The organism is Rhizobium sp. 2YAF20, assembly GCF_052114685.1.
Lineage (GTDB): Bacteria > Pseudomonadota > Alphaproteobacteria > Rhizobiales > Rhizobiaceae > Rhizobium.
The window spans coordinates 1-669 of the sequence record NZ_JBFRFF010000137.1 but is presented as its reverse complement, the minus strand read 5'-3'; the positions used below and the strand labels follow the sequence as shown (position 1 = coordinate 669).

The following is a 669-nucleotide window of genomic DNA, read 5'->3' as shown; positions in this document are numbered from 1 at the left end:
AGCTGATACGAATAGCTAAAAGCAAGGAGCGCCTGCTGACGGCCTACCAGGAGGATCTTGTGTCGCTCGATGAACTGCGAAGCCGGACGCCGGAACTTCGCGCCCGTGAACAGGCCATGCGCGCCGAATTACAGGCCATCGTTGATCAGACCGCCGAGCGAATGTCTTTCCTGCTCCTGGCCGAAACTTTAACCGTCTTCCTCGAGAGACTGCGCCAATCAGCGCAATCGCTGGACATCGCCGAGCGGCAAAAAATCGTCCGTCTTGTCGTCAAGGAAGTGTTGGTCGACAATAATACCATTACTATCCGGCACTCGATACCGGCGCAGTCAGCAACACCACCCAACGGTGGTAAGCCGTCGCCCTCGAACGACAAACCGCGCCGCTCTGACAAAAGTTACCTTTTGCGTTCGGGGCGTGCTGTCGCCGTTTCTGGCCAATGTCCTGCTTGATGAGGTGGACAAGGAACTTGAACGCCGCGGGCATTGCTTCGCACGCTACGCCGACGACCTGAACGTTTACGTTCGCAGTCGCCGGGCTGGTGAGCGGGTGATGCGTTTGCTCAGGCGGCTTTATGGCCGATTGCATCTGACGGTCAATGAGACCAAAAGTGCCGTCGCCAGCGTCTTTGGTCGCAAATTCCTGGGCTACACACTTTGGGTGGCTCCG

The 669-nt window shown here is 57.5% G+C and carries 2 pseudogenes; both read left to right on the top strand.

From position 1 onward, the window contains the following. Positions 1–452 (top strand): annotated as a pseudogene (locus AB4Z52_RS36290) (recombinase family protein); the annotation flags it as partial. Continuing rightward, positions 415–669: pseudogene (locus AB4Z52_RS36285) on the top strand (reverse transcriptase domain-containing protein); the annotation flags it as partial. The pseudogenes AB4Z52_RS36290 and AB4Z52_RS36285, both read left to right, overlap by 38 nt.